The organism is Desulfosarcina sp. (genome assembly GCF_033791525.1).
Taxonomy (GTDB): Bacteria; Desulfobacterota; Desulfobacteria; order Desulfobacterales; family Desulfosarcinaceae; genus Desulfosarcina.
This window is the reverse complement of record NZ_JASJGN010000110.1, coordinates 1-3,484: the sequence shown is the minus strand read 5'-3', so window position 1 is coordinate 3,484 and position 3,484 is coordinate 1. Positions and strand designations below refer to the sequence as shown.

Here is a 3,484-nt window from a genome sequence, read left to right as displayed (position 1 = left end):
CCGCCACCGCCTTGTCACGCTCGTCAAGCTCCAGCACCGTCTTCGGACAAAACGCCACGCAGATCCCGCAGCCCTTGCACCAGTCCCGGTTGATCCGGTGTTCCTTCAATTTTGCTTTTGCCATGAATCGTCCCCTAACGTGTTATCAACGCTCGTGCGCGGCCAATTAGAACGGCCGCCTCGAAATCGTGCCCCTCTTAGAAGCTCAACGGGGCCTTGTCAAGAAAAAGCGCGTGGTTGGATCGAATAGCTTTTTCCGGCAGGAGAAATATGAATGGTGTTTAAGTGTTAAATACTATTTTTCGGGAATTCGCGCAAGGTCCGGATGGTCTCCATATTAAATCCGGGTCCATCGCCTGACCAGCAGGCTGGCGTTGGGGATCGCGGCTATGGACCCCCTGAGCTGCCTGACCCTTAGCGCCGCCGACGCAGGGTCAATTCGGGTGACGCCGATGGCCCGGCAGACGTCCGGCGACAGATCGGTTACCAGAAAGATGTTTATCCGCCGGGTTTTCTCCATCATGGCCAGGGCGGTACCGCCGTTGCCCTGATAGGCTTGTGAGAGATGAGCAAAAGCGGCCTTCCACCCTCCCATGTCGAACCAGGGCAAAAAAGTTGTCGACCCGATGCCATTGCTGCACCGGGCGAAAACGATGAGGGCGCCCCCATCTTTCACAAAGGCGGCGGCATGGTGAACGGCCTTGTGGGCCTGGATAAAATTAATGTCCTTGGGATAGCCGCCACAGGACGCCACCACCATGTCGTATCCGTCGCCGATGGTAATCTCGCAGTTTTGCCCGTGGCATTCGCAGGCCTGCCGGAAGTGATCGATGCCGCTTCCCGCCATCAGCCGGCAAACCGTGCCATGGCTGTCCAGGATGCCGTGAATGGCCAGGTCGGCCGGGCGATAGGCTTCGATCTCGGCCAGGTCTTCTGCCAGCGGGTTGCCCGCCAGCCGACCCGATCGACACCCGGCGGAAAGGGTCCGGTGTGACGGATCCAGAAAAAGGGCATGGTTGCGGTAGATGGCCGCCTGCTGCCCCAGCCCCGGGAAGATCAGCTTGCGCCCCCCACCGTAACCGGCAAAATAGTGGTGGGAGATGGCGCCGAACGTGATCACGAGATCGGCGTCGAGAATATCCTTACGGATGCGGACCGGCGTGCCGCGCCGGGTGGTGCCCATATCGGCAAAGCACGCGTCATCGGTGCAGTCGTGGTGCACGAATCGGTATTGCGAGTATACATCACCGTAAGCGGCCCGGCACTCGGTATCGCTTTGGGCTGCATGGGTACCATAGGCGATGTACACGGAAAGGGTCTCTTTTGACGCACCCCTTTCTTCGAGGGCATCGAGGAGGATAGGCAAATACCGATCATACCCGCACAACCGAGTCTTGTCCGCCACCACCACGGCCACCGGCCGCCCATGCAGCGGCAGGGACGGCAGGGCAATCTTCAGGTCTGCCGCGAAGCCTTGCTCGGTGACTGTCTGTTGCGGCTCCTGGATCGTCAGAATATCCGCCTCATCCGGCAACAGCAAGCCAAACTGATTACTACCGATTTTCAGTTCAAGGGATTTTGCCATATCGTTTCCCGACCCGCCAACCCTTTCCCAACCTCAATTCGGAACTTCCTGAAATGCCTGCATTACAGTATACGCGCATCGGAAACGGATGTTAACCATAAAATCAAATGGTATTGGGAAATCAAACCGTCGGTCGGCTGCCGGTAGGGTGTTGACAGAAATGGCGGGTTCCGCTTTAACAAAGCTGTAAAAAAGAAAAGGTTGCCGATCCTGTTTCAACCGCCGATCGCATCTATACAGCGACAAGCTGCCCAAGCAGCCATCGGCAGACCACTGGAGCCCATTCATGCACTTGAAAAGCGTACGCATTGCCCAAGACCGATTCCCGACAACCGATGCCTATCCCTTTAATCTGCCGATCATCCAGCATACCCCGGCCATTGACTTCCCCGCGCCGGTGACCGTTTTCACCGGTGAGAACGGCACCGGCAAATCGACCCTGCTCAAGGCATTGTGCCGTCGGTGCAACATCCACATCTGGGAAGGCATGCACCGGGCAAGGTACAAGGCCAACCGATATGAGAACATGCTGCATCTGTCCATGGACATCGATTGGGCCGACGGAGCGGTGCCCGGATCCTTTTTTTCTCCCGAGCTGTTCCGGAATTTCTCCCAACTCGTAGATGAATGGGCGACCGGCAACCCCGGCCTGCTGGACTACTTCGGCGGCCAATCGTTAATCACCCAATCCCACGGGCAATCCTGCATGGCCTATTTCCAATCCATCTACCAGGTCAAGGGGCTGCACTTTCTGGATGAGCCCGAGGCCGCCTTATCGCCTGAAACCCAATTGCGCCTGCTGGAGGTATTGTCGACAATGGGCGCCGCCGGCCACGCCCAGTTCATCATCTCCACCCATTCGCCCATTCTGATGTCCTGCCCGGACGCATTGGTCTATGATTTCAACCAAACGACCATCGCACCCACCGCTTACGAAAAAACCCGGCACTACCGGATCTACAAGGAGTTTTTCCTTCATGGCGTCTGATCCAACCGTCACCGTCACAAGGGGTTACCTTCCGGGCGCCATCGGCCGGATCGCCGAACTGCATGGCATCTACTATGCCGACCATTGGGGATTTGACCTTTTCTTTGAAGCCAAGGTGGCCACGGAACTGTCGGCGTTTCTCAGGGCTTATGATGCGGACCGGGATGCCCTGTGGCTGGCCACGGTCGGCGGCCGGGTCGAAGGCGGCATCATTATCGACGGCGCCCATGCTGCAGAAAGCGGTGCCCATCTGAGATGGTTCATCCTCTCCGATGCCCTGCGCGGGAAAGGGATGGGGCGGCAGTTGATCAACCGTGCGGTCGATTTTTGCGTGGAAAAAGCCTACCATCGAATCTTTCTCTGGACCTTCGAAGGACTCGACGTTGCCAGGCACCTGTATGAGAGCGTCGGATTCAACCTGGCCTGTCAGCAAAAAGGTGCCGAGTGGGGCACCGAAGTCAACGAACAATTGTTTGAATGCAGGCCGTCAGCGGTCTGAAACCGAGCTGACTATCCTTTCAACCCTCAACCCCATGAAAAGCATGCCGTGGGCCTACCACCCTCGCTTCAGCCGCCTGCCCCAGGCGTTTGACAAGCCGCTTTGCCTGAAAGCATACCAGCCGTCCCGCCACATGCACCACCCGTGTTTTCATCCAGATTCAGGACAAAAAGCCGATCCATTTTTTCTATATTAATTATATTAACCTTAATAACTATATTATTTATCCGGCTATTGGTTTAGCTATTTGTGTTATTATACTTTTTACATTTTTTTATTGACAACACGTGGTGGCCGTGTTTTAGATGTCATTAGGCCGGTAACAGGAATCGTTTTACAGTCGCTTAAGAAACAACCACTCGATTGAAGGAGGGATTGGAAAATGGAGGATACACTCACCGTCTTCAAAGCC

4 protein-coding genes are annotated in these 3,484 nt (G+C 56.0%); 2 read left to right on the top strand and 2 right to left on the bottom strand.

The genetic code is table 11. From position 1 onward, the window contains the following. The coding region (locus QNK41_RS05425; protein ID WP_319254551.1) for a ferredoxin family protein at positions 1 to 124 on the bottom strand (124 nt) is incomplete at its 3' end. 213 nt (positions 125 to 337) lie between these two features. Continuing rightward, a complete protein-coding gene (gene larA / locus QNK41_RS05420; RefSeq protein WP_319254549.1) occupies positions 338 to 1,585 on the bottom strand; it encodes a nickel-dependent lactate racemase in 1,248 nt (415 codons plus the stop codon). A gap of 286 nt (positions 1,586 to 1,871) precedes the next feature. On the opposite strand from larA, the gene QNK41_RS05415 reads away from it, so the two are divergent. Both QNK41_RS05415 and QNK41_RS05410 read left to right on the top strand, forming a co-directional pair. Continuing rightward, on the top strand, positions 1,872 to 2,573 hold the full coding sequence (locus QNK41_RS05415; RefSeq protein ID WP_319254547.1) for an AAA family ATPase: 702 nt from the start codon (positions 1,872 to 1,874) through the stop codon (positions 2,571 to 2,573). Further along, on the top strand, positions 2,563 to 3,072 hold the full coding sequence (locus tag QNK41_RS05410; protein WP_319254545.1) for a GNAT family N-acetyltransferase: 510 nt from the start codon (positions 2,563 to 2,565) through the stop codon (positions 3,070 to 3,072). Before QNK41_RS05415 ends, QNK41_RS05410 begins: the two co-directional genes overlap by 11 nt. Positions 3,073 to 3,484: the final 412 nt, after the last annotated feature.